Genomic DNA, 23,498 nt, shown 5'->3' on the forward strand with positions numbered 1-23,498 from the left:
GCCGACCGAAGGACCCACTACCTCACCGACTGACTGCCGCGTGGGCACAAGAGGGCTGCTCCACAAGAGACATTCAGGCATACGCGCATTTCTCCCCTCTAATGGGCAGAAACCGAGCACGAGCTGCACGCGCCCCTGATCGTTAACGCGACGCTTCTTAACCGGCATATCGTCGCCCTTTCCAGGTAACGCCTCGCCCCAACTGCACACGGAGAATTCCATAACCGGCAATGAGCAGATAGAGCAGCAAACCGATGGGCCAGAGGAGAGCGTGAAGTGGGTTAAGATGGTAAAATCGCCGATACAACATGCCCCAAAAAAGCAGACCGGCCAGCCAGGCAAGCAAACCGGCCAGAAAAACGACACTCCCTGCCCAACCGCTTAACAACCAGCCGGTTATCATCAAGAGAAACGGCGCATACGCCTGCGCGAGCAATATCGTCATCGCAAACCACGAGCGCCAGCCACCACTGCGCAAACCCGCCGAAGCGTTTTTCATCAAACCTTCCGCAACCTCAGCCGCATTCGTGTACATCCGCACCTTCAGATACTCTATACCAATCGCTCCTCGCACATTAAACCCGGCAGCCCGCAGCGTCTGGCCGAGACGAACATCCTCCAACACTTCACCACGAACAGCACTATGACCACCTACCACATCATACGCAGCGCGCCGCACAAAGATACATTGCCCATTTGCCAACACCTCTTCAGGACGAACATCGGGTTGCGACAAACGCTCAAACGGGAAGATCGAAACGATCAAGGCTACGAACGGCGGTAGTACCAGTCGTTCAGCCCAGGTTTCGAGTTCGAGAAAAGGAAAAATCGTCACCATATCACCGTTCGTTGCCAGCGCATAGCAGAGCAGGGCAGCGGTAAGGTCTGGAGCCGGTACAGTATCAGCATCAAGAAAAAGGAGCCACTCCCCCCTGGCAACACTACTTGCTTGCTGACAGGCGTGACATTTCCCCACCCAACCCGCCGGCAACGGTTTTCCGGCAACCGGATGTAAACGTGCATCAGTCGCGGCTAGATCGGCCAGAATAGTCGGCGTCTGGTCTGTTGAACCATCATCAACCACAATCACCTCAAAGCGAGGATAACGTTGTGCCAGCGCTCCCCTGACACAACGAGCGATCCCCCGCTCTTCATTGCGCGCCGGGATCAAAATCGACACAAACGGCGGATCAGACGGAATGTTCGGGGGTAACAGGCGCGGAATTCGGCGCATTCGTTGCCAATGCCCAATAAAACTCCCTACCAGCACCACGCTGATCACAATCCCAAACACGGCCAGACCCATGGTAACACCTCTTGGTAGACAGTAGGCAACTGAAGATAGTATAACCTGAGATCAGGGCAAGCTGTCATACGCCCTTACCTTCCCCCAACCCGGTGCACTCTTACCAGGCGTGAGAACGGCTGATCCGACCTGCCGGTGCGGAGATGACAGGTATATTCGGCGACGGCACGGCTGCGAGCGGTCTGTGCCAACCCCTACCCTGCGAGGACGGACATGATCAGCAGAAACCTGGACATCCATTGCCCCGGGCTGAACGGTGGACCAGTGCACCAGCCCTTTCACTTTCCCTCTGCCCCCTTGCCTCTCCCGCCGCTTCTCTCGCTTGGCACCGGCGTGCCTGCTGCGCACGGCATCCTCGACAAACCACCCGCGTCCACACCACTTGACAAACCGCGCAAGTTCCGGTATACTTCCCCACGTTGCTAGTGCAACGGTCTCACCTCGCCGGTAGACCTGACAACCCATCGGGCGCGTCATCGCCAACTAGTGTCACAGCCGTGACCTAGTTTTTTGTTCCCCCGATGGTGCCTGCACCTGAACAACCAAGCGTGATCACTCACGCCCTCGTCCAAGTATGTAGAGTTTGATCCTGGCTCAGGACGAACGCTGGCGGCGTGCCTAATGCATGCAAGTCGAACGCAGCAGCTTCGGCTGGCTGCGTGGCGAACGGCTGAGGAACACGTGGGTAACCTACCCCAGAGTGGGGGATACCCCGTCGAAAGACGGGATAATCCCGCATACGCTCTACGGAGGAAAGCCCCTACGGGCGCTCTGGGAGGGGCCTGCGGCCCATCAGGTTGTTGGTGTGGTAACGGCGCACCAAGCCACTGACGGGTACCCGGTCTGAGAGGACGGCCGGGCAGACTGGGACTGCGACACGGCCCAGACTCCTACGGGAGGCAGCAGCAAGGAATTTTCCCCAATGGGCGGAAGCCTGAGGGAGCAACGCCGCGTGGAGGACGACGGCCTTCGGGTTGTAAACTCCTTTCGGGTGGGACGACCACGACGGTACCACCAGAAGCAGCCCCGGCTAACTCTGTGCCAGCAGCCGCGGTAAGACAGAGGGGGCAAGCGTTGTCCGGAGTTACTGGGCGTAAAGGGCGCGGAGGCGGTCTGCGGCGTCGGCGCTGAAAGCGCCCCGCTTAACGGGGCGAGGCGTGCCGATACGCGCAGACTTGAGGCGAGCAGAGGGTGGTGGAATTCCGGGTGGAGCGGTGAAATGCGTAGAGATCCGGAGGAACGCCAGTGGGGAAGCCGGCCACCTGGGCTCGTCCTGACGCTGCGGCGCGACAGCGTGGGGAGCAAACCGGATTAGATACCCGGGTAGTCCACGCCGTAAACGATGCCAGCTCGGCGTGTGGCGCACGGTTGTGCGCTGCGTGCCTTAGCTCACGCGATAAGCTGGCCGCCTGGGGACTACGAGCGCAAGCTTAAAACTCAAAGGAATTGACGGGGGCCCGCACAAGCAGCGGAGCGTGTGGTTTAATTCGACGCAACACGAAGAACCTTACCTGGGCTTGACATGACGCTGCACGCCGTCGAAAGACGGCCGCCTGCGAGGGTGCGTCACAGGTGCTGCATGGCTGTCGTCAGCTCGTGTCGTGAGATGTTGGGTTCAGTCCCGCAACGAGCGCAACCCGCGTCGGTAGTTACCCGTGTCTACCGAGACTGCCGCCGTGACCGGCGGAGGAAGGCGCGGATGACGTCAAGTCAGCATGGCCCTTACGTCCAGGGCGACACACACGCTACAATGGCCACGACAATGCGTTGCCAAGCCGCAAGGCGGAGCTAATCGCTTAAACGTGGTCTCAGTGCAGATCGGGGGCTGCAACTCGCCCCCGTGAAGGCGGAGTTGCTAGTAACCGCGTATCAGCCATGGCGCGGTGAATACGTTCCCGGGCCTTGTACACACCGCCCGTCACGTCATGGGAGTGGCCAATGCTTGAAGTCCGTGTGCTAACCCCCCAACGGGGAGGCAGCGGCCGAGGGCAGGGGCCGCGACTGGGACGAAGTCGTAACAAGGTAGCCGTACCGGAAGGTGCGGCTGGATCACCTCCTTTCTAGGGAGTCACTCCCATCATTCCTTCTTCTACGAGGCGTGATGTGATCACGCTTGCCTGTTCAGGTGCCCACCCCCAACCTCACGGTTGGGGGTGGTTGCGTTATGGGGGATATGAAGCGAAGCGAATGCTTAGAGATTCTTTTTGGGCAGGAGATTTCAAAGTTTACATCCTACCAGGTAGCTGAGAGGAACGAGAAACGATTGTAGCAGCGTGCGCAAAAGTAACGACTTGCTGTTACGACAGCAGCCTGTGACCAGGTTCCCCACCGGTACCCCGATTATCCAATCAGCGCACGGTAAGGGAAGGCACCCCCATCCTCTGCAAGGAGGATCGAGGTCTGATACTTGCTCAATACGCCCTTAGAGCTTCTCAGCCTTCAGACCTCCCATCCTCTACTCAGGGGCTGATACCTTCTCGGAGTGCACCCTGGTGCCTACGAGTATCGGGGAGCGTTAGCAGCGGATGCGTGTGGTTCGTCGGTGCTGATCTATTGTGGCATTTTCCGGTCAGCAAAGGTAACTGAAGCTGAGCACGCTGAAAAGCAGGACGTTTCAGATCGCTTCTACACAAATGCCGAGATACCGGTAATAGCTCGCCCGACAATCAGTGTATTCATTTCATGGGTGCCTTCATAAGAGTAGAGCGCTTCTGCATCAGCGAAATAGCGCGCCACTCCATGTTCGAGCAGAATACCGTTCCCCCCAAGCACAGCCCGAGCTAAGGCAACCGTTTCTCGCATCTTTTCACCACAAAAGACTTTCGCCAGCGACGCTTGTTCCTGGCTGATGCTTCTATTTCGGGCAGCAATCTGGCTCATACGCAGGCACATTGTCTGCATTGCAGTTACATTTGCCAACATCTGCACCAAACTGTTCTGCACCAGTTGAAAACTACCAATCGGGCGACCAAACTGAATCCGCTGCTGCGCATACGCTAATGCCCGTTCGTAAGCACCCATTGCCACGCCAGTCATTGCCCAGGCAACAGCAGCACGAGTGATCGCTAACTGACGTGCAACACCACGAAACCCACCGACGTTAGGTAAGCGATTGGCTTCAGGTACTCGACATCCATTCAGGCGGATGTTAGCGTTCTGCACGGTACGTAAGGCAATTTTACCCTCTAACCGCTCGACTTCGTAGCCAGCCATACCACGCTCGACAATGAAACCCTGTACCTGGTTGCTGGCAACATCACGCGCCCAAATAATATTTACATCAGCAATCGGTGCATTACCACTCCATTTCTTGGCGCCATCAAGCACCCAAAAGCCACGCTCGAAACGAGCAGTCGTTGTTAAACCGGCAGCAGTGGCCGAACCAACGTCAGGTTCGGTCAATGCCCACGATCCAATCAGCTCAAAACGTTGCAGTGGCGGTAACCAGCGCTGTTTCTGTTCGGGTGAGCCGAAGAGATCGATGGAACCCATACAGAGACCCCAGTGTACACCAAAAAAGGTGTAGATAGAGGGATCGACTCTGGCCATTTCCATGCAAGCTACACCGGTTAGTACCGGGCCAAGCGCATCAATCGCATACGGTCGCGAGCCGAAGGTTTCATCAATAAGACGGGCAAAATCCGGTACAATTTCGTGAGGAAATTCCCCCCGTTCCCAATAGCCGTTTGCTAACGGACGGATACGCTCTTCCATGAACATGCGAATCTTTTGCTGAACTGCCCGCTCTTCAGGTGAAAGTTCAGCCAGAATCTCGTAGAAATCACTGTTAATCGGTGGTACGCGCTTGGGTCGCCGTTTGGTTGTGATACTCTTCCACAACAGGCCAATCTCTTGTGGCGTGACACTACGTAAGGCACGGATGGTATCAAACAAGGGAACATGTACCTGATGGAACAGGCGCGTGAGGTTTGCGGGAAGAGTTACGAGCGCCATAATTGCCTCCTATTCGTCGTTGAAGTGATAAGCAACCTCATTGTTTTTGGAAGTACATCTAATGAGTAAAGAGAATGACGCGGTGCGTTATCTTGAGTGTAACACGTCAACACTATCTATGTCAATGACAATTCTGACATCATCGTCTTCACCCTATCTGGCGGTGGTAGGATGAGGAGAGAAGGAAAAGAGAGGGAAGTGGAGCGGCGGGTTCCTAACCGATTCGCTGCGTGTGCGGAGGTACACCGCTTACGTCCGTCATCGCAGCAATAGGGCGGCGAGGGGTACCAGCTACACAACGCACAACAGGGGAACCGGTAATCCTAGGCAACCAGCCAGGGAGATTTGATCTCTATGACAGACACAAACGTGCCAGCACCCACACAAATCGCTCAGCAGCCCAAAAACCAAGAGTACGACAACATAGAATAATGTCATCATCGGTTGTTTCGGCAAACAGATACACCCGTGGCGCTAATCCGAAGCAAATGCCGGTTAGACTACTGATACAGTCTTGGAGTGCTGACAACTGGGCCGGTTGCATTGCCCAACCAATCTCGACCACGTCGCGAGTAGCAAAACAGGTTGCCGCAGCAGCCATAATCTGACCGTTCTCTGCCCGAATCCCAAATGCTGGCCCATACGCTAGATGCCATGCCTGCCAGGCAGCCGTTATCGCTCGTAATGGAGTAAGATCATGAGCAACATCGCCTGGCAATCGTTGTGCTACGACCTTATCAACCGGACGGAACGTTTCTGGTTCGGCAACCATCTGACACAGCAATTGAGCATTCTCAACCTTTACCATTCTGTTCAAAGACGGCAGACTAGCCGCTGGTACGATCATCGCAAACGTATGTCGCTGCAACTCCGGTTCACCCGTGATCAGCGCGTGCAGGAGAGGAGGAAGTGCAGCGGGGAAGTCAACCGTAAATGCTAGGCGAATGAGAGGCAGATCACGCCGGATCGAGACCACGCCAACCACGGTATCATTGCTGAATGCGGCCAATGTGAACGAGTGTGTTCGCAGATGGGTTATTTGCGCCAGAGTGATGGCGTTACGATACGGCGAACGACGCAAAAACGACAGTACTTCAGGATAGTTTTCGGTGTCAAGCTGAGCGACTGATAACGGCATACTGTTTCACAAATACAATAAGGGGGCCGGTTAGAGGTTTCTCTCCAGTATTTATTTGGACTTCAGTTATTATCTCTTATCATACCAAATCTTCATCGCCAATGGAAATCACCGGTACGTATCTGGATCTCGTCCCAGATGACGTGCTCTGAGATGGGCGTAGGTCCCCACTCATGCTCTCGCTTTCCCACGCTATCCTCTTGCCGCTTAGCGAGCCGGAGGTTCGCGTTCCCAGGTGGCTTTGGGAGTCATCGGCAGCAGATAAGATGACATGCTTAAGGTCGCTCTGTTGTTGGATAATCGGCTACAAGCCCTATTCCGTGTGCAGAATGGTTGACGGTCTGCACCACAATCGTCTACAATAACGCCAGGAATAACGTTTCTACATTAAGGTATCGGCTGTTATGCAGGCCACACTCTTATGCAAAAACTAACTGCTGCTCAAATTCGCGAAACATTTATCTCGTTCTTTGTTCGTCATGGTCATACCCATGTTCCCAGCTCGTCGCTGGTCGTCGCCGACGATCCGACCTTGCTATTTACCAATTCAGGGATGGTGCAATTTAAAGATGTCTTTCTTGGTCGTGAACAGCGGCCCTACCGTCGTGCTGTTACCGCCCAAAAATGCTTGCGGGTAAGCGGGAAGCACAACGATCTTGAAGAGGTAGGACCATCACCACGGCACCATACCTTCTTTGAGATGCTAGGAAACTTTTCGTTCGGCGACTATTTCAAAGCTGAGGCGATTGCTTTCGCGTGGAAATTATTAACTGAAGAGTTTAAACTACCGGTTGAACGCCTCTGGTTTACCGTCTTCGCCGGTGATGATGAAGTACCACCCGACGATGAAGCGGCTGCACTGTGGATTGCGCAAGGTGCCGACCCGTCGCGTGTCTTGCGTTTTGGTCGCAAAGACAACTTCTGGGTGATGGGAGATACTGGCCCCTGTGGACCTTGCTCGGAAATTACCATGTACATTGGCGATGATCTGAGCCAGATGCGGGCCGAGGGTGTTAACTCCGACGATCCCAATTACGTCGAAATCTGGAATAACGTGTTTATGCAGTATGACCGCGCCACAATGCAACCGCTCCCCCGCCCATCGGTTGATACCGGCATGGGGCTAGAGCGGATGGCGATGGTGATGCAGGGTGTCCATAGCACGTATGAAACTGATCTGTTTGTAGCAATTATCAATCAGATTATCAAGACCCGTGGCAGCGATGAGCAGCACTATCAGGCTCACCGTAGCGCATATCGTGCGATTGCCGATCACGCTCGGGCTATTGCCTTTTTGATTGCCGATGGCGTCTTGCCAGGAAATTTGGGCCGAGCGTATGTCTTACGGCGTATTCTCCGTCGGGCTGCGTATCAGGGGCGAACCATTGGCTTCGAGCGACCTTTCCTGGCCGATGTTATTACAACTGTTATTGAGCAGATGGGTGATGCCTACCCTGAGCTGGTCAAGCGACGTGAATTTATCCTGAGCGCGGCAGACCAGGAAGAGCGCCAATTTTTACGCACCTTGAGCGGAGGTCTTGCGCGCTTGAACGGTGTCATCGAGCAGGTGCAGTCGCGCGGCGAGAAGGTTATTCCAGGTAACGATGCCTTTGTGCTGAAAGATACGTATGGGTTCCCCCTCGATCTAACTCAGAAGATCGCCGCCGAACACGGCTTGACTGTTGATGAAGCGGGCTATGAAGCGGCAATGGCAGAGCAACGGGCACGCTCACGAGCGGCGGCAACCAGTAAACGCAGTGGCGAGGCCGAGCTGTGGGCTGAACTTGATCTTCCCGCCACCCATTTCACTGGCTATGAGCGGCTGAGTGATCGGGCAACAGTGATTGGGATGCTGGTTGATGGTGAGGTATTGCCCGCCGTTCGTGCTGGCCGCCAAGTACAGATCGTGCTTGATACCACACCCTTTTACGCCGAGAGTGGTGGTCAGGTAGGCGATACTGGCCTGCTTGTTGGGCCGGAAGGCTCAGTGCAGATTGAAGATACGCGCCGTCCGTTGCCAGGTCTTATTGTCCATTATGGACGAGTCGTCAGCGGCGAGATTCGTGTTGGCGACCAGGTACAGGCAACGGTCGATATGGTGCGGCGAGCCGATATTCAACGTAATCATACCGCCACGCACATGCTTCAGCGCGCTTTGCGCGACATTCTTGGCGAACATGCTGCACAGGCAGGATCACTGGTTGCCCCTGACCGGCTGCGTTTTGACTTTACCCATACCAAAGCGGTTGATCCCGAAGAATTGCGCGAGGTTGAACGCCGGCTCAATATGTGGGTACGGGCAAATACGACTGTCCGCTGGGAAACCACCGGCTACCAGGAAGCAATAGCGCGTGGTGCAATTGCTTTGTTTGGAGAGAAATACGGTGATACCGTTCGCGTTGTCACTATCGAGCGCGGTCAAGCATTTGCTGAGGGTGAGTACGCTTCACGTGACAGCCTGGAATTGTGTGGCGGTACGCACGTCAACCGTACCGGTGAGATCGGTTTTGTGCGGATCGTTAGCGAAGGAAGCATCGGGAGTGGTATCCGTCGTATTGAAGCACTTACCGGGCGTGGCGCTGAGCTGTGGGTCGAGCAACAGGCACAGGCACTGCGCGATCTGGCTGCTCGGATCAACGCGCAACCAGCGCAACTGGCTGAACGGATCGAGGCATTACTGGCCGAGCATCGCCAGCGCAAGCAGGAACTTGAAGCACTGCGGAGTAAACTGGCTCGCGAGCAGCTCGATGTATTACTGGGTCGCGTACAACACGTTGCTGGTGTACCATTGCTGGCTGCCGAAGTAGAGGCGGATTCGGTTGATCGGTTACGTGAAATGGGCGAATATCTACGCGACAAACTCGGTAGCGCAGTGATTGTGTTAGGTGCCTTGATTAACGGCAAACCGCAACTGCTCACTATTGTCACCACCGATCTGGTACGCCGTGGGTTGAATGCGGTGCAACTGGTTAAGCCATTGGCTGCAATGGTAGGTGGCGGTGGTGGCGGTCGACCAGAGATAGCTCAAGCCGGTGGACGCAACCCTGAGCAACTGACCGCAGCTATTGGCGCTGCAGCTGACGTATTGGCCGGACAAGCTGGCTAACGATCGCGATGGTAAGGGATGCGGAGGCAGTGAGCGATCACACTGTCTAGACACGCAACTATAACTCTTGTGAGCGTATAATCGGGAGAGGCTATGATCACCGATGAAACGGCGCTGGTTTTTGCGCTGCCAGACGACACAGCCGAGTCGTTGATGAAGAGGGTACGCGCTACCCACGCTGCGAACGTGCAAATTCTGGCTCCTGAAGGCACGGTGGCTCTGCAACGAGTCGCCGATACCGATACGCTACGTGATCTGGCACAGGCGGCCGGTATCGGACTGACGATTATTAGTTCAGACCCGCAGATTCTCAAAGCCGCCCGTCAGAGCCGGCTAGCGACGATTGAAGTAACCGGTGCACACGTGCAACCGCCTCCGCCACCGCCTCCGCCATCACCCGCTGAAGATTTGCCCGCTGAAGATTTAGAGTTTCTGGCTGCGCTCGATGAGTTGACAGCAGGGGGCAGGAATATTGATCTCTTTGCATCATCCACTCCCCCCACGAAACCTGCTGGAGCAGAGACGCGACCTGTTGCAGCTCCAGAAACGCGCCCCGTGTCGCTGACCTCTGAAGGACCAGCGGCAGCACCATCTGCGATGGGCGACGACGATCTCGAATTCTTCGATGCACTCGACGATCTGTCCGCAGCGTTTGAACAGGAGCGTACCGGTACGCCGCCACCACCGATTCCAGCGACCTCTCGGGCAAGAGAACCATTATCACGGATACGGCCAGAAGATATTCAGCTTTCTGATGAAGAGATCGCCCACGCTAGCCAGATCGGTCAACGCAGCAGTGCTGATCGGACCCAACGTACCACCGCTGCCACCCAGCGCGAACCGCGGCGCATGGCGACTCCTACACCATCATCGGGTCGTACTGCAACACCATCACCGTCGCGACGCACGATCGCACCACTTGAGTCGCGCCTCTTCAGAGTGCTGTTGGGGATCCTGATAGTGATAGTAGTGTTGGCCGGTATCTTGCTGGTTGTAACCCAAAGTGTGACCATTGTTGTCCGCTTACCGGTGCAAGCCGAAACGCCTATCGTCGGTTTGGCTATCCCACTGGTGCCGGTTACTGCGACAACTTCCGGCGCAGTGGCTGCTGAACCCATTGAAACGACAGTTGCCATCAGTATCAGAGGAGAAGTAACCGAAGGTGTCTTGACACCAATCAGCAGCGCTGCCGGTACCGTCACCCTCTTGAATCTGAATGCACAACCGATCACAATCCCAGCAGGCAGTGAATTCGTCGCTTTTGGCTCAAACAATCAGCCGATTCCGTTCATCAGCACAACAGATGTTACTATTCCTGGCGCTACAACGACCCGTAGCGGCAATCAGATTATTACCACCCTTGGCGAGGCATCGGTGCCAATTGAAGCTCGCTCGCCGGGTAGTGCTTCCAATATTGCAGCCAATACGATTCGTGAATTGCGTATTCCTGGTGGCCCGACCATTGATCTCACCAGTGGCGTACTGACCATCAGGCACGATGCCATCGGCGGCGGCACCGACGAAGAAGTACGAGTGATCAAAGAGAGTGATGTTCGTCGTTACCTGGCCCAGGCACTTACCGACCTCGACCAGGAAGCACGTCGGCAACTTGATGGCCTGGCAATTGCACGCAATCTACAACTGGAACCAACCACCGTCTCGCCGAGCCGAGCTGAACTCGAACAACTGGCCGGATTTGAACTGATTGTTGATCCACCGGTTGGCACGTCGTTACCGCGTGATAATCCATTCTTCACCATTACTGTTCAATCACGTTATAGCGGTCTGGCAGTTCGCAGCGCTACAACATCGTTCCAACGCCAGTTGGCCGATGCGTTTAACGCACAACTGATTCAGAATGCACAATTGCGACCGGGAACCTGTCGGGCAGCTTTTATACAAGGATGGCGTTGGGACGGCACCACGCTCCGCGTTGATGGTGGTATTGGCCCGGACCCAGCCTGCGGCAACGAACTCGATCCGGCAACCAAAGCAGCAATCCAGAATGCGGTATTGGGTCGTACCCGTGCTGAAGCTGAAGCAGCACTGCGAGAGCTGGTAGCAAGCGGGCGATTAGCTGGATTTGAATTGCCAGATGGAGTTGAGCGATTCCCCGGCTGGAGCTGGCAATTACGGATACGCCATGAATGAACAAACAATTCTCGCCCTTGATGTCGGTGAACGGCGAATTGGTGTTGCGATTAGCAGCGTAGAAGCCCGCATTGCTGCACCACTAACGACCATTGCGGCCTATCCCCCCGAACGAGCAATCGCACAGATTGCCCGGCTGGTTCACGAACGCAATGTCTGTCGGGTTGTCGTGGGGCTACCTTTGACGATGCGTGGCGAACATGGCCCACAGGCGGAAGTCGTTCGACGGTTCGCTGACACCCTGCGCGCCAGCTTACCCTGTCCGGTTGAGATGTTTGACGAGCGTCTGACCAGTGTCGCTGCCGAGCAGATGCTGCGCAATCTGGGTCTGAAACCGACGAAGATCAAAGCACAGATTGATCAGGTGGCCGCATCGATCATCCTGCAAGATTATCTCGACGCTCAACGTACCAATGCCGACCAGACTTATGAAACTCCGCATTCGTCAGATTAGTGCAGCCGAAACGCGCCCTCTCCGCCAGCGCATCCTGCGCCCCCATCAAACCATCGCCGAACTGGTTTATCCCGGCGATGATCATCCACAGGCGCTGCACCTCGGTGCCTTCGTCGCCGAACAACTAACCGGTATTGCCTCGTTCACTCCCGAACCCTGCCCTGGTGTATCAGCCCGTGCAGCGTGGCGGTTACGCGGGATGGGTGTCTTGCCGGATGCTCAACGACAGGGATACGGGACGGCATTATTAGATGCCGGAATACACTATGTAAAACAATATGGCGGTGACCTGGTCTGGTGTCACGGGCGCACGAGTGCGCTTCCTTTCTATCTAAGCTACGGTTTTGTGACGCATGGCGACGAATTTGTCGTTCCCCATACCGGGCCACACTACGTGTTGGTGTATTGGATCAGATAAATTACAAAATATAGCCGCGCTTGCGAGCTACTTCTTCCTTATGTTTGCGGAACAGAACATCGCGCTCGATCCCTTTTAGCTCGCGATTGTAAGTAGACAGGATACGTTCAACTTCCGCATCGATCTCCTCTTCAATCTTGAGATCGGCTACAATCGCGTCGTAGATCGCTTTAACCCGCAATGCCCGTCCATCGCTTGGACGTTGACCGGGCTGATCACGATAGACCAGTAATCCACGTTCGGCCAGTTCATCGTGGAGTCGTTCGGCAATTCGACGGACTTTATCTTCGCTCAGACGCATAGCGTTCCTCTCAGCGATTCACAGATCCCGGCTTATGTGCTTCAGATTGCAAGTGTAGCACATTCTCAACCGGATGGATTCGGCACCTGGCGACACCTGTTGTCGTGGTGTGCAAGGAATCATTCAACAAAAAGGCGAGCTAGAGGAACGGCAGAAAGGGATTGTTCAGCCGCATTCAGAACATTACGGTCGTTCAAACGGCTGCCCAAGTGCGGCGGGGGCAGTTGCCCGCAACCGATAAACGACGACCAGCAACGGACGTTGCCAGACAGAGGGCAGCGTTGCGATCCAGCGGGCTACGGTTGGCGACGAAGCCAGATTCACCAGCGCTAACACCAGAATCATGAGGACGAATGGCGCTACCTGGATTATCTGCGAAGGAATCCCAGGTAAAGTACTCTGCGAGCGAGTAGCAACAATCTCAAGTGCTGCGAAGAGATAACAACCAAGCGCAACCCGCAATGGCCGCCAGCCTCCAAAGATAACGATTGCCAACACAATCCAACCTGAACCAAACGTATGACGATAGCTCCATCCCTGCTTGAGATCGAGTGAAAAGGCAGCACCGGCAATTCCAACCAATGCCCCTCCAAGGATCAGCATTGCGTAGCGCCAGCGCGTAACATCAATACCCCGCGCATACACTGCTGCCGGTCGTTCGCCCAATGCCCGCACGATCAATCCTAATCGTGTGCCGTAGAGCAGGTATGCAGTTGCAGGAACGAGGAGAAAACTGGCGTAGATCACTGGATCGTGACGAAATAAGATCTGGCCGAAGACAGGAAGATCAGCCAGGCCAGGAATAGGCATGAAGGGTACTGCCGGCCCAGGTAGACGAACAAACGGTGCACCGAGAAACGAAGAGAGATCGGTACAGAGTAATGCCAGGACAAAGCCAACCGCCGTTTGTGATTGGCCGAGCGTCAGACTGAACACCCCCAGAATAGCAGCCACCAACGCGCCAACCAGAGCTGCCGCAGCAAAGCCGAGGATCAGGTTTTGAGTGTTGAGCGCGACAGCGAAGCCCGTCATTGCGGCCAGCAGCATGGTGCCGTCGAGGGAGAGATTGATCACGCCAGCCCGCTCACTGAGTGTCTCACCCATCGCTGCAATCACCAGTGGTGCTGCTACCGCTAAAATCGCAGCAATATCAATCCATAGTTGATCCATAGATGGGACATTACTCCTGGATTACAACGGCACCGAACACTCGACAGATCACTGTCGTGCACGAGTTGCCAACGCGAACAGCACCAGCGCGCCCTGCAATACACCAGCAATCGCGCTATCAATACCCAGCGTTAAGGGTAGCTGAATACTGCCTACGGTAAAAGCGGCAAACGCAACCACAATCGGCAACAGCCAGCGTGGATCAGCACGTGACAGGAGTGCTACCAACAAACCCAGTAACCCGATCCCGCTTGAAATATTAGGAATTAAGGCATGATGGACAGCGACCACCTGCAACATACCGGCAATTCCGGCCAATGCTCCACAGGCAGCCAGGGTCTCGGCCATACGTCGTGCAGTAGCTATACCCAGCCGTTCGGAAGCTGCCGGATTCAGCCCCACTGCCCGCACCTCTAGCCCCCAGCGGGTCTGAGTTAATGCCCACCAAACGATAGCCAGTGCCAGCACAGCGATCACCGGTGCGGCCGGCGCCAGCCGTAGACGGTCAATGGTTGGCAACCAGAGTTCGCGGGGAAGCAGATCGGTTCCCGATAACGAAGCCGAGGTCTGACGTCGCCAGGGGCCGAGCACCATATAGAGAGCTAATCCGCCGGCAAGAAAATTCATGCCCAGGCCGGCAAAAATTTCGCTCACGCCGGCGTAGCGCCGCAAGACACCGATCAAGAGTGCCCAGAGCGCTCCACCGACGGCTCCACTCAACGCAGCCATCAGCCAGAGGAGAAGCGGCGGCCAATCGGGCCACAGACGGAGCGGCACCATTGCAGCAATCGCCCCGATAATCATCTGTCCCTCAACCCCAAGATTATAAAGCCCACCGGTAAAGGTAATACTGAGGCCAACTGCACAGAGGAGCAAAGGTGCTGCCAGCATGATCATATCGCTCAGACGAACCGGTGTACTAAACGCGCCAAAGATGATCAATCGGTATGCTTCAAGCGGCGAGACACCGGTACTCAGCAAAGCCAGTGTCGTTAGCACAAAGGCTGCAACCAGTGCCAGCAGTGGTTGAATCAGTACCGCAACCCGCTTCATACCGCCTCCACCAGGGCCTCGAAGCCAACTCCGCCGATCAGCTCGGCTAACCGTCCCGCAGACAATAACGCTCGCGGAATCGACGGGCCAATGCGACCGGCAAAACAAACAATGACTTCGTCACTGTACTCCATAATCTCATCAAGATCGGGGGAAGCGAATACAATACAACATCCAGCATCACGCCGGGCCTGCAAACGGCTCCAGATAGCACGCGCAGACGCAACATCCAATCCACGAGTTGGTTGCTCGGCCAGAATACCGCGTGCGGTCGGCGGCACCAGGGCCAGCATTGCACGCTGCTGATTACCACCCGATAACGCCGCAATCGGTGTCAGCGGAGTCGCCTTTATCTGATACTCGGCAATGGCCTGGCGGGCCAACTCTTCAGCAGTGCGACGATCAACTATCACTCCTGTTCGTTGCAGCAATGCAAAGTGTTCGGCAAGTGATAAAGCACCGATCAGACCATCACGCAACCGGTCGGCCGGCAAATACTCAATACCGGCTTCGCGAAAAGCAATCGCACCTGCGCCACTGAGATCACGACCATTCACCAATATCTGTCCACGATCAGGCGTTAATTGACCGGCCAGTAAACGTAATAAGACTTGCTGACCACTTCCATCTAGCCCGGCTAGCCCGATAATGCGTCCAGCAGCAAAGCGATGGTTGAGATCGAGCAGATGGAGCGTGCCACTGCGCACCGTCACCTGACGCAGTTCCCATACCGGTGGACTATCAATCGATGGTAGCGGACGATAAACAGGGGGGGTTGTGCCGGCATCGCCAAACATCAATGTCAACAAATACTCTTGCGGTTGAGGCATCACCAACTGACCTGGTGGTACCACCTCACCATTTCGCAAGACAGTCACCGTATGACAGAGTTCAGCAACTTCTTCCAGTTTATGTGACACAAACAAGACAGTGCGACCTTCAGCAGCAATCTGACGCAATGCGGTAAACAGTGCGCGCGTTTGCGCTGCCGTAATGCCGGTAGTTGGCTCATCGAGAATGAGCACCTGCGCACCGCACAACAGCAACCGCATAATCTCGACCTGCTGCCGCTGACCTATTGTCAACTGATCGAGTCGGGCTGCCGGATCGACTGCAAAACCCAGACGTTCAGCTAATTCCTCTAATGCTCTTTGGGCAGCTCGCCATGAACGAAAGACCCCTGGCGGCGCAGCGCAGAGCAGATTCTCTAGCACGGTAAAGGCAGGAATATCGAGCGGCTCCTGATGCACCATACCTACCCCGGCAGCCAATGCATCACCCGGCCCACGCAACTGACAGGGTTTACCGTCAAACAGAATCCGTCCTTCGTCTGGACGAAGATAGCCGGACAACACCTTCATGAGTGTGCTCTTACCGGCACCATTTTCACCCAGCACACCATGAATCTGCCCGGCAGCAAACTCTATCGTGAGGCGATTATTCGCCCACACGGTACCGAATCGCTTTGTTAGTTGTTCAACCGCAATCCGCATGGGTTTTGTGAGTTTACGTCGTGAACGGCCGGGTATACGCTCGACCGGTTCACAACACCAAACGCTGAACCTGTCTGAAGACGATTCCCTACTTCCTTATCGCAATGCAGTGGGGTTCACCCTTGTGGTTCTGGCACCGATCAGTATGTGCGCTATCGCTTCTATTCGCTTTTAAACGGCTTCTCACAACGTAGTAGATGAGAACTTCGGAAAAGTTGAGACGGGCACCGCAGACCCGTCTCAACCTCTATTATATGCTATGGAGCGCTCTGCCCCTCGATACCGGCCAACAACTGAGAGGTATACCAGATGGTCTTGTCATCGGCAACCTGACCCTCTGGTACAAAGACACTCCCATCTTGATAGTACAGCGGCCCGGTGAAGAGATTCAGGCTTCCATCGGCCAGTTTAGCAATAAACTCATCGAGCTTCGCTGCGTTTTCCGCACTGAGGGCCGGACCCTTAACAAAACCGATCATACTCGTATCAGGATCATTCAAATTACTCCAGTTCGGCCCTGTCCATTCCCAGGCTGGCTCCCATTTACCGGCACGGGCCAGTTCCACCAAACGTTTGTAATCAGGTCCCCAGTTGAAGTAGGGCACACCGAGACAAACCGCTTCACCCTGCGCACAGGCCCCTTTGAAGTCATAGGGTATAGCAAAGACCCGCTTCCCAGCTTGAGCTGCTTTATTTGCCTCAACCAGCGCCTCAGTCGTATCAATACCAGAGAGAATAACATCGTAACCTTCGTTAATGAAATCGTTTGCAACCTTGGTTGGATCGAGGGTAACGCCTGGAATGTTGAACCAGAAGCCGATCCAGGTCACCTTGAATGCCAGCTCTTCAGCCGGACGACCACGATAGGTTTCCCAGCAATACCGTGCGCCAAGATAAGACGAATTCACCAATCGGCGTGTCTCCGGATCGATCAGTGGACCAAGGTAGGCCAGACGGCCGGCTTCAGTGGTCAAGGCCGCCGCACAACCCGCGATCATCTTACCGTACTCCATGCGCCCCATGAGATTTCGTACATTCGGCGGCGCCTCGCCAGTTAACACCTTATCGCCAGACGCATGGATAAAGGCCACCTCGGGGTGCGCCGCAGCAGCAACATTTGTTCCATCGGCAAACTCTGCCGAATTGGTGATAATCAGGCGAGCACCCTGGCCGATCAACTCTTCGATGGCCTGCTCGACTTTTACATTAGGACGATCTGCCGGATTCACCTTATCGATGTAAATGAATTTGACCCCTGGTACCTTCTCAACCACGTACTGGGCTGCCTCGTAGTGAGCCTGATTCCAGCCACCATCATTAATCGGCCCAACCAATACCATACCGAAGATAAACTCTTCACCGGCAGATGGTGTCGTTGGTTCGGTTGAGACGGCGGTTGGTACAGGGGTTGAGCCGGTGGTTGGCTGTGAGCCACACGCTGCCAACACAAGACTTAACAGCGTAAGAACCAGCAATGACCAGCGAGCAAGACGGACATTCATCGGTCGACTCCTTTTTGAGCATCTGCAAACCCCTAACACGAACAATGAAGCGGCGCAACAAATGAACAAGTCACTGCTGCGCCGGGATGGTTTTTCGCAGATTAACACCTCTGACGGGGAGGATTCCCTGATGGCATCATCGCCAATCAGGGCGCTATCGTGGAGCGCCCGATTACAGAGCGAGTATATCCGAGAGCAGCTTGACTGTCAATGTGCACCTTCGCTAGGTGCTGCACAAGTTTTTTGGCAGTATGATACCCGCTGCGTCCTGACAGCACTGGTATGAGGATACGCACCGACTCTCGTTACAACGTCGTCTACTTTCACCCGCCTGCAAGAAGGTGTATGCTGATGCGCCAAACGATGGCTTAGCCACGCACCGCACAACGCGGGCCAGCGGCCCGCGCTCGCGAAAATACTAATAGCGCCTTCTTTGCAACGTTCACCAATTGATTGCAACCACAACAATATGCTACAATACCGGCTAGTTCTCGTTACAAGAACATCTGGCGGTAAACCGTAGATGTGGGTTGAATCGCATATGAATACAACTTCCAGCGCACATGCGCAAACCAAAACATTTGATCTGCAACGGGCAAGTGGGATTTTGCTGCATCCTTCATCATTACCCAGCCCCTGGGGAATTGGCGACTTGGGACCGATGGCGTATCGATTTGTTGATTTTCTGGTTGCAGCGGGACAATCCCTCTGGCAGGTGCTTCCACTGGGGCCAACTGGCTACGGAGATTCGCCGTACCAGTGTTTTTCGGCTTTCGCCGGTAATCCATTATTGATCAGCATTGACGATGTTATTGAACAGGGCTTGCTCACCGTTGATGAAGCGCGATCTGCACTTGGCAACCTTCCCACTGATCACGTTGACTATGGCGCTCTTATTCCTGCGAAATACGCTCTCCTCTGGCGCAGCTTTGAACGGTTTCAGAGCGGGTACAGTTCTCACCTCCAGAAAGATTACTGTCAGTTCTGCGAAGATAACAGTGAATGGCTCACCGATTATGCCACGTTTATGGCGATCAAAGAGTCGCAGGGTGGGGTAAGCTGGCACGATTGGCGGCCTGATCTCCGTGATCGCCGACCGACCGCCCTCGAATTGGCCTGCCAGGAACTGGCCGCAACGATTGACTACCATCGGTATCTTCAGTTTCTCTTCTTTCGCCAATGGCAGGCGCTGAAAGCATACGCCAATCATCACGGTGTTTTGATCATCGGCGATGCCCCCATCTTCGTTGCCGATGATAGTGCTGATGTTTGGGCTAATCGCGATCTCTTTTTCGTCGATGAGCAAGGTATGCCCACTGTTGTTGCCGGTGTACCACCGGATTATTTCAGCGCTACCGGCCAGCGTTGGGGAAACCCACTGTATCGATGGGATCGCATGGCAGCTACCGGGTATCGATGGTGGGTAGCGCGTATGCGTCAATCATTGACGCTTTACGATGTCTTACGTCTCGACCATTTTCGTGGCTTTGCAGCTTACTGGGAAGTGCCGGCAAGTTCACCCACTGCCGTTGAAGGACGTTGGGTACCAGGGCCAGGCGCCGACCTGTTTCGCGTCTTGCAAGCTGAATTAGGTGCACTGCCCATTATCGCCGAAGACCTTGGGTTAATTACACCTGATGTTGAAGTACTACGGGTTACTTTCAATCTGCCTGGCATGAAGGTACTTCAGTTTGCTTTTGGTGATGATCCGACCAATCCTTACCTACCTCACAATTACACGCCCAATTATGTGGTTTATACCGGCACACACGACAACGATACGACCGTTGGCTGGTTCGCTACCCTCGATCCAGCTACACGAACTGCTGTGCTTACGTACCTCGGTCGTGACGAACAGACGGTCGATATTGCGTGGGATTTAATGCGGTTGGGCCTCATGTCAGTTGCGCAGTATGCCATTACCCCACTCCAGGATGTCTTGCGACTGGGTACCGAAGCACGCATGAACACCCCTGGGCGATTAGGTGGCAACTGGGCCTGGCGATGTCCGGCTGAGGCACTCAGTGCAGAATTAGCCGACACATTACGTCAACTAACGTTTATCTATGGCCGCCTTCAACCGGGGAACACGCGACCATCTTCAACCCGATAACGCTGAGCTTTTGTCAGGAAATCGGCGTTAAAATCACTGAGATCGGTCGTTGTCAGCAAAGTTTGTTGATCAGGACGATACACCAGTTCGAGAAGATGAGCGCGGTGCTGAGCATCCAGTTCGCTCAATACATCATCGAGCAACAGCACGGGTGCATCACCACCGCGCTGTCGCATCAGGCCGGCCTCAGCAAGCTTCAGAGCCAGTGCAATTGAACGTTGCTGACCACGTGAACCGTAGCGACCAAGATTAATTCCGGCAACCGTAAAGATCAGGTCATCACGGTGCGGGCCACAGAGCGTTTGCCCGCGGGCTAATTCATCGCTACGCAGAGCGGCGAAGGCAAGATGGAGACGCTCGGCCAGACTACCGGCATCGCGTGCCGAACCGAGATCACAACTAGCCGCATACTCGATGTGCAACGGATTCTCTCCACCACTGATCGCACGATAGAGAGGACCAGCCACATCGTTCAGTTCCACGATTGCACGCAACCGTTCGGCCAGTAGATAACCACCAGCAGCGGCCAGCTCTTGATCCCAATACGCCAGCTCAGTATCAACATTACGCGGCACGCGCCGTTGTTCACGCCATGCGCGCAACAAACTATTGCGTTGCAACAGGAGCTTCTGATAGTGTGCCAGAGTACGAACATAATGCGCATCAAGCTGTGAGAGGGTTATATCGAGGTAGCGACGTCGTTCGGTTGGCGCACCATCAACCAGTGTCAGATCGGCAGGAGTAAAGAGCACAACACGCAGTTGGCCGATCAGATCGATTGCTCGTGCCGGTCGCTTATCGATCCGCACCAACTTCTGTGCTCCGTTCAGCGGCTGGCCATCATCATCGGCTCGTCGTTGCACCAACACTTCAAGCCGCACCGCTCCGATGCGACGTTCTACCTCGGCAGCAATGCGGGCAAAAGGAGGCGCTCCTGCTTCACCAACCGCATCCCAACGCACCAATTCGCGATCATTACTAAGGCGAGGTGAGCGTGTTGTTGCCAGATAAAAGATAGCTTCCAGCAGACTTGTCTTGCCGGCAGCATTCGGTCCGTAGAAAAGGATCGTACCCGGCGCCAGTGTGATCTCAAGTCGCCGATAATTACGAAAATCGCGCAGAAAAAGGTGATGAACAAACATACGCTGGCCGTTGCGGCAGGCTACGCACGCGCAACAAGACGCACCTTGCGCAGAGCCTGCAAATCAGCGCAGCCACTACAGAACATTGCGACCCGCAGCTCGCGGATAAATGCACCTAACCCTTCAATAACTGCCTCAGCACCACGCTCATGAATGGCATCGAAAAGCGCAGGTCGGGCAGTACCGGCGAGATCGGCTCCCAATGCAATAGCCTTCGCCACATCAACACCACTCCGCACGCCACCCGATGCGATCAAGGTGACATCCGGTAGAGCTGCACGTACCTCACGTATACACTCGGTTGTTGGCAATCCCCAGTCGGCGAAGGCACCGGCTACCCGCCGACCGGTATCATTAGGCTGCCGAAAACGCTCGACCTCACTCCAACTGGTACCACCCGCACCGGCAACATCGATAATCCGTACTCCCACTTCGTAGAGCCGTACAGCATCGGCAGCACCAATCCCATTGCCGACCTCTTTGACAATCACCGGTACTTCCAGATAGTGACAGACCTGTTCAATCTTTGCCAGCAAGCCTTTGAAATTAACGTCGCCTTCAGGCTGTACAGCCTCTTGCAACGGATTGAGATGCAAAATCAACGCATCAGCTTCAATCATCTCTACCGCACGGCGACAATGATCGACGGTAAACCCGTAGTTAAGCTGAACCGCACCAACATTAGCTAACAACGGAATCCGCGGCGCGACCCGTCGCACCTGATAGGTACTGGCTAGGCGGGGATCCATCACTGCTGCCCGCTGCGATCCAACCCCCATTGGTAAACCGAGGTGTTCCGCAGCCTCAGCCAGGGCCAGATTAATCCGCTCGGCACTCGATGTACCACCCGTCATCGAACTGATCAAGATTGGTGCCGAAATTGGCTTCCCAAGAAAGGTCGTGCGGGTATCGATCTCATTCAGATCAAGTTCAGGCAATGCCCGGTGGGGTAAACGGTAAGCAGCAAAACCGGTAGCAACTCCCTTCGCAGCAACATCTTCGTTTAACACGATCCGAATATGATCAACTTTTCGTGACTCGGTTTTGTCGTCACCGGGCATAGAAAACTCCTGTTACAGACAAGGGAAGGCAAACCCTTGATTCACCTCTATAGAGCGATCATACCAACAAAAAGGGGGTGCGTCAAACGGAGAATACCCAGTTTGGAAAGAAGGTCCTATCAAATCTGTAGTAGTCTCATATACAGATGGTACCGAATCCTATCCTGCTAACAGGTATGGTGCCATCGATGTAGTCGTCTTGCCACCTTCGATCTACCTCTTGCCTCAACGGTTGTACGATCATCTCTAGTTCAGCACCATTCCCAACCCGGCGCAATCGACACTGTTTGCATCTTCCCGCCTCGACATCGGCAGCGGCACGGTACCGTACATTCAGCGTCATTCCCATCAGCGGAATAGTCTCCAACTGGAAATGACTATCTGCGGAAAACGCTCCGATGTCGCACATGGGCTAACGGGTCATTCGTGACCATCAGTATTCGCGACTTGCAAATTTGGATTTTCCAGATTATTATATTCAATAACGATATTGGAAACAATTTTTTCATAGCAAAAGGTGTCAACGATGCCACTTAAAAACTTCGCAGTAATCAACCACCCGGTACGTATGCGCATTTTTCAGGCCCTCAACGGTGTTGAACTTTCGATCAATCAACTGGCCAAAGTCTTACCGGATGTTCCTAAACCTTCGCTGTACCGACACATTCACAAGCTGCTCGATGCCGGCGTTATCCACGTTGCCCGGATGAGGCTTGTCAATGGTATCGAGGAGCGATTTTTTACTGCGAACGAGGGGTTGATCGACCCGGCAGACGTGTACCAACCAGGCGGTCTCGAGCAGTTTGCCGACCATGTTCGCCTGTACGGTACCTCTGTCGCTCAGGAATTGGCTGATTATGTATTGAAACGCGGTGATCCGGACCTGAACAATATTGCGGCCCGCGATCATGTCTTCTATGCTACTGAGGAAGAGTTCAAGCACGTGCGTGAGGCTATCTACGAATTACTCCAAACGATGGAAACGCTACCACCAGCCGAAGGAAGGATCAAGCGTCGGATATTTATTATGGGGCATCCGCTGCAAGCTGCTGAGATGGTTGAGTCTGCAGAGACAAATGCTGATTGAGTCTCCCTAAGTGCCAGAGGAGGTGAAGATACAGCTTCTCAATCCACAC

Annotated in this window: 16 protein-coding genes and 1 rRNA gene; 7 read left to right on the forward strand and 10 right to left on the reverse strand. The window is 54.7% G+C overall.

The annotated features are described in order from the left end of the window. Positions 1-157: 157 nt before the first annotated feature. Positions 158-1,306, reverse strand: a complete 1,149-nt coding sequence (locus QTO31_RS12490; protein ID WP_301429330.1) for a glycosyltransferase — start codon at positions 1,304-1,306, stop codon at positions 158-160. A 571-nt stretch (positions 1,307-1,877) separates the two neighbouring features. Between QTO31_RS12490 and QTO31_RS12495 the strand changes: the two genes are divergently transcribed. Continuing rightward, a 16S ribosomal RNA gene (locus tag QTO31_RS12495) occupies positions 1,878-3,366 on the forward strand. 565 nt (positions 3,367-3,931) lie between these two features. Here the strand turns inward: QTO31_RS12495 and QTO31_RS12500 are convergent. Together QTO31_RS12500 and QTO31_RS12505 are read right to left on the reverse strand one after the other, a co-directional pair. Further along, a complete protein-coding gene (locus tag QTO31_RS12500; RefSeq protein WP_031459178.1) occupies positions 3,932-5,260 on the reverse strand; it encodes an acyl-CoA dehydrogenase family protein in 1,329 nt (442 codons plus the stop codon). Between the two features lie 352 nt (positions 5,261-5,612). Next, positions 5,613-6,398, reverse strand: a complete 786-nt coding sequence (locus tag QTO31_RS12505; RefSeq protein ID WP_301429332.1) for a hypothetical protein — start codon at positions 6,396-6,398, stop codon at positions 5,613-5,615. A 421-nt stretch (positions 6,399-6,819) separates the two neighbouring features. Between QTO31_RS12505 and alaS the strand changes: the two genes are divergently transcribed. The 4 genes from alaS (at position 6,820) to QTO31_RS12525 (ending at position 12,527) form a co-directional block, all read left to right on the forward strand. Next, positions 6,820-9,504, forward strand: coding sequence for an alanine--tRNA ligase (gene alaS / locus QTO31_RS12510; RefSeq protein WP_301429333.1), 2,685 nt, complete (start codon positions 6,820-6,822; stop codon positions 9,502-9,504). A 93-nt stretch (positions 9,505-9,597) separates the two neighbouring features. Continuing rightward, complete coding sequence (locus QTO31_RS12515) at positions 9,598-11,655, forward strand: hypothetical protein (protein WP_301429334.1); 2,058 nt, start codon at positions 9,598-9,600, stop codon at positions 11,653-11,655. Beyond that, on the forward strand, positions 11,648-12,109 hold the full coding sequence (gene ruvX, locus QTO31_RS12520) for a Holliday junction resolvase RuvX (RefSeq protein WP_301429335.1): 462 nt from the start codon (positions 11,648-11,650) through the stop codon (positions 12,107-12,109). The genes QTO31_RS12515 and ruvX overlap by 8 nt, the downstream gene beginning before the upstream one ends. Beyond that, a complete protein-coding gene (locus tag QTO31_RS12525) occupies positions 12,084-12,527 on the forward strand; it encodes a GNAT family N-acetyltransferase (protein WP_031459173.1) in 444 nt (147 codons plus the stop codon). Before ruvX ends, QTO31_RS12525 begins: the two co-directional genes overlap by 26 nt. Before the next feature lies 1 nt (position 12,528). Here QTO31_RS12525 and QTO31_RS12530 read toward each other — a convergent pair whose 3' ends face one another. From QTO31_RS12530 to QTO31_RS12550, 5 genes are all read right to left on the reverse strand, one after another. Then, positions 12,529-12,846 carry a DUF507 family protein gene (locus tag QTO31_RS12530; protein ID WP_330216972.1) on the reverse strand — a complete coding sequence of 106 codons (318 nt, stop codon included), beginning with the start codon at positions 12,844-12,846 and terminating at the stop codon, positions 12,529-12,531. Between the two features lie 165 nt (positions 12,847-13,011). Next, entirely contained in the window at positions 13,012-13,998 is a 987-nt protein-coding gene (locus QTO31_RS12535) for an ABC transporter permease (protein ID WP_301429336.1), read from the reverse strand. Between the two features lie 48 nt (positions 13,999-14,046). Continuing rightward, positions 14,047-15,051, reverse strand: coding sequence for an ABC transporter permease (locus tag QTO31_RS12540; RefSeq protein ID WP_031459170.1), 1,005 nt, complete (start codon positions 15,049-15,051; stop codon positions 14,047-14,049). Next, positions 15,048-16,544, reverse strand: coding sequence for an ABC transporter ATP-binding protein (locus QTO31_RS12545; protein ID WP_031459169.1), 1,497 nt, complete (start codon positions 16,542-16,544; stop codon positions 15,048-15,050). The genes QTO31_RS12540 and QTO31_RS12545 overlap by 4 nt, the downstream gene beginning before the upstream one ends. Before the next feature lie 257 nt (positions 16,545-16,801). Beyond that, on the reverse strand, positions 16,802-18,046 hold the full coding sequence (locus QTO31_RS12550) for a BMP family protein (protein ID WP_031459168.1): 1,245 nt from the start codon (positions 18,044-18,046) through the stop codon (positions 16,802-16,804). A gap of 541 nt (positions 18,047-18,587) precedes the next feature. Between QTO31_RS12550 and malQ the strand changes: the two genes are divergently transcribed. After that, positions 18,588-20,159 (forward strand): 4-alpha-glucanotransferase, encoded by a 1,572-nt coding sequence (gene malQ, locus QTO31_RS12555; protein WP_301429337.1) that lies wholly within the window; start codon positions 18,588-18,590, stop codon positions 20,157-20,159. On the opposite strand, the gene recF is transcribed toward malQ, so the two are convergent. Next, positions 20,123-21,301 carry a DNA replication/repair protein RecF gene (recF, locus tag QTO31_RS12560; RefSeq protein ID WP_031459166.1) on the reverse strand — a complete coding sequence of 393 codons (1,179 nt, stop codon included), beginning with the start codon at positions 21,299-21,301 and terminating at the stop codon, positions 20,123-20,125. The two genes, malQ and recF, sit on opposite strands and share 37 nt — an antisense overlap. A 20-nt stretch (positions 21,302-21,321) precedes the next feature. Further along, entirely contained in the window at positions 21,322-22,362 is a 1,041-nt protein-coding gene (fni, locus tag QTO31_RS12565; protein WP_301429339.1) for a type 2 isopentenyl-diphosphate Delta-isomerase, read from the reverse strand. 526 nt (positions 22,363-22,888) lie between these two features. Here fni and QTO31_RS12570 point away from each other — a divergent pair. Further along, a complete protein-coding gene (locus QTO31_RS12570) occupies positions 22,889-23,449 on the forward strand; it encodes a helix-turn-helix domain-containing protein (protein ID WP_301429341.1) in 561 nt (186 codons plus the stop codon). Positions 23,450-23,498 lie beyond the last annotated feature (49 nt).

The organism is Chloroflexus sp. MS-CIW-1 (assembly GCF_030444705.1).
In the GTDB taxonomy this organism is placed as follows: Bacteria; Chloroflexota; Chloroflexia; order Chloroflexales; family Chloroflexaceae; genus Chloroflexus.

Bases quoted from the DNA above. Each gene is read 5' to 3' on its own strand.
- malQ (WP_301429337.1), top strand. From the start codon at position 18,588: ATGAATACAACTTCCAGCGCACATGCGCAAACCAAAACATTTGATCTG.
- QTO31_RS12540 (WP_031459170.1), bottom strand. From the start codon at position 15,051: ATGAAGCGGGTTGCGGTACTGATTCAACCACTGCTGGCACTGGTTGCA.
- fni (WP_301429339.1), bottom strand. From the start codon at position 22,362: ATGCCCGGTGACGACAAAACCGAGTCACGAAAAGTTGATCATATTCGG.
- ruvX (WP_301429335.1), top strand. From the start codon at position 11,648: ATGAATGAACAAACAATTCTCGCCCTTGATGTCGGTGAACGGCGAATT.
- QTO31_RS12545 (WP_031459169.1), bottom strand. From the start codon at position 16,544: ATGCGGATTGCGGTTGAACAACTAACAAAGCGATTCGGTACCGTGTGG.
- QTO31_RS12490 (WP_301429330.1), bottom strand. From the start codon at position 1,306: ATGGGTCTGGCCGTGTTTGGGATTGTGATCAGCGTGGTGCTGGTAGGG.
- QTO31_RS12535 (WP_301429336.1), bottom strand. From the start codon at position 13,998: ATGGATCAACTATGGATTGATATTGCTGCGATTTTAGCGGTAGCAGCA.
- QTO31_RS12515 (WP_301429334.1), top strand. From the start codon at position 9,598: ATGATCACCGATGAAACGGCGCTGGTTTTTGCGCTGCCAGACGACACA.
- QTO31_RS12500 (WP_031459178.1), bottom strand. From the start codon at position 5,260: ATGGCGCTCGTAACTCTTCCCGCAAACCTCACGCGCCTGTTCCATCAG.
- QTO31_RS12550 (WP_031459168.1), bottom strand. From the start codon at position 18,046: ATGAATGTCCGTCTTGCTCGCTGGTCATTGCTGGTTCTTACGCTGTTA.
- recF (WP_031459166.1), bottom strand. From the start codon at position 21,301: ATGTTTGTTCATCACCTTTTTCTGCGCGATTTTCGTAATTATCGGCGA.
- QTO31_RS12505 (WP_301429332.1), bottom strand. From the start codon at position 6,398: ATGCCGTTATCAGTCGCTCAGCTTGACACCGAAAACTATCCTGAAGTA.
- alaS (WP_301429333.1), top strand. From the start codon at position 6,820: ATGCAAAAACTAACTGCTGCTCAAATTCGCGAAACATTTATCTCGTTC.
- QTO31_RS12570 (WP_301429341.1), top strand. From the start codon at position 22,889: ATGCCACTTAAAAACTTCGCAGTAATCAACCACCCGGTACGTATGCGC.
- QTO31_RS12525 (WP_031459173.1), top strand. From the start codon at position 12,084: ATGAAACTCCGCATTCGTCAGATTAGTGCAGCCGAAACGCGCCCTCTC.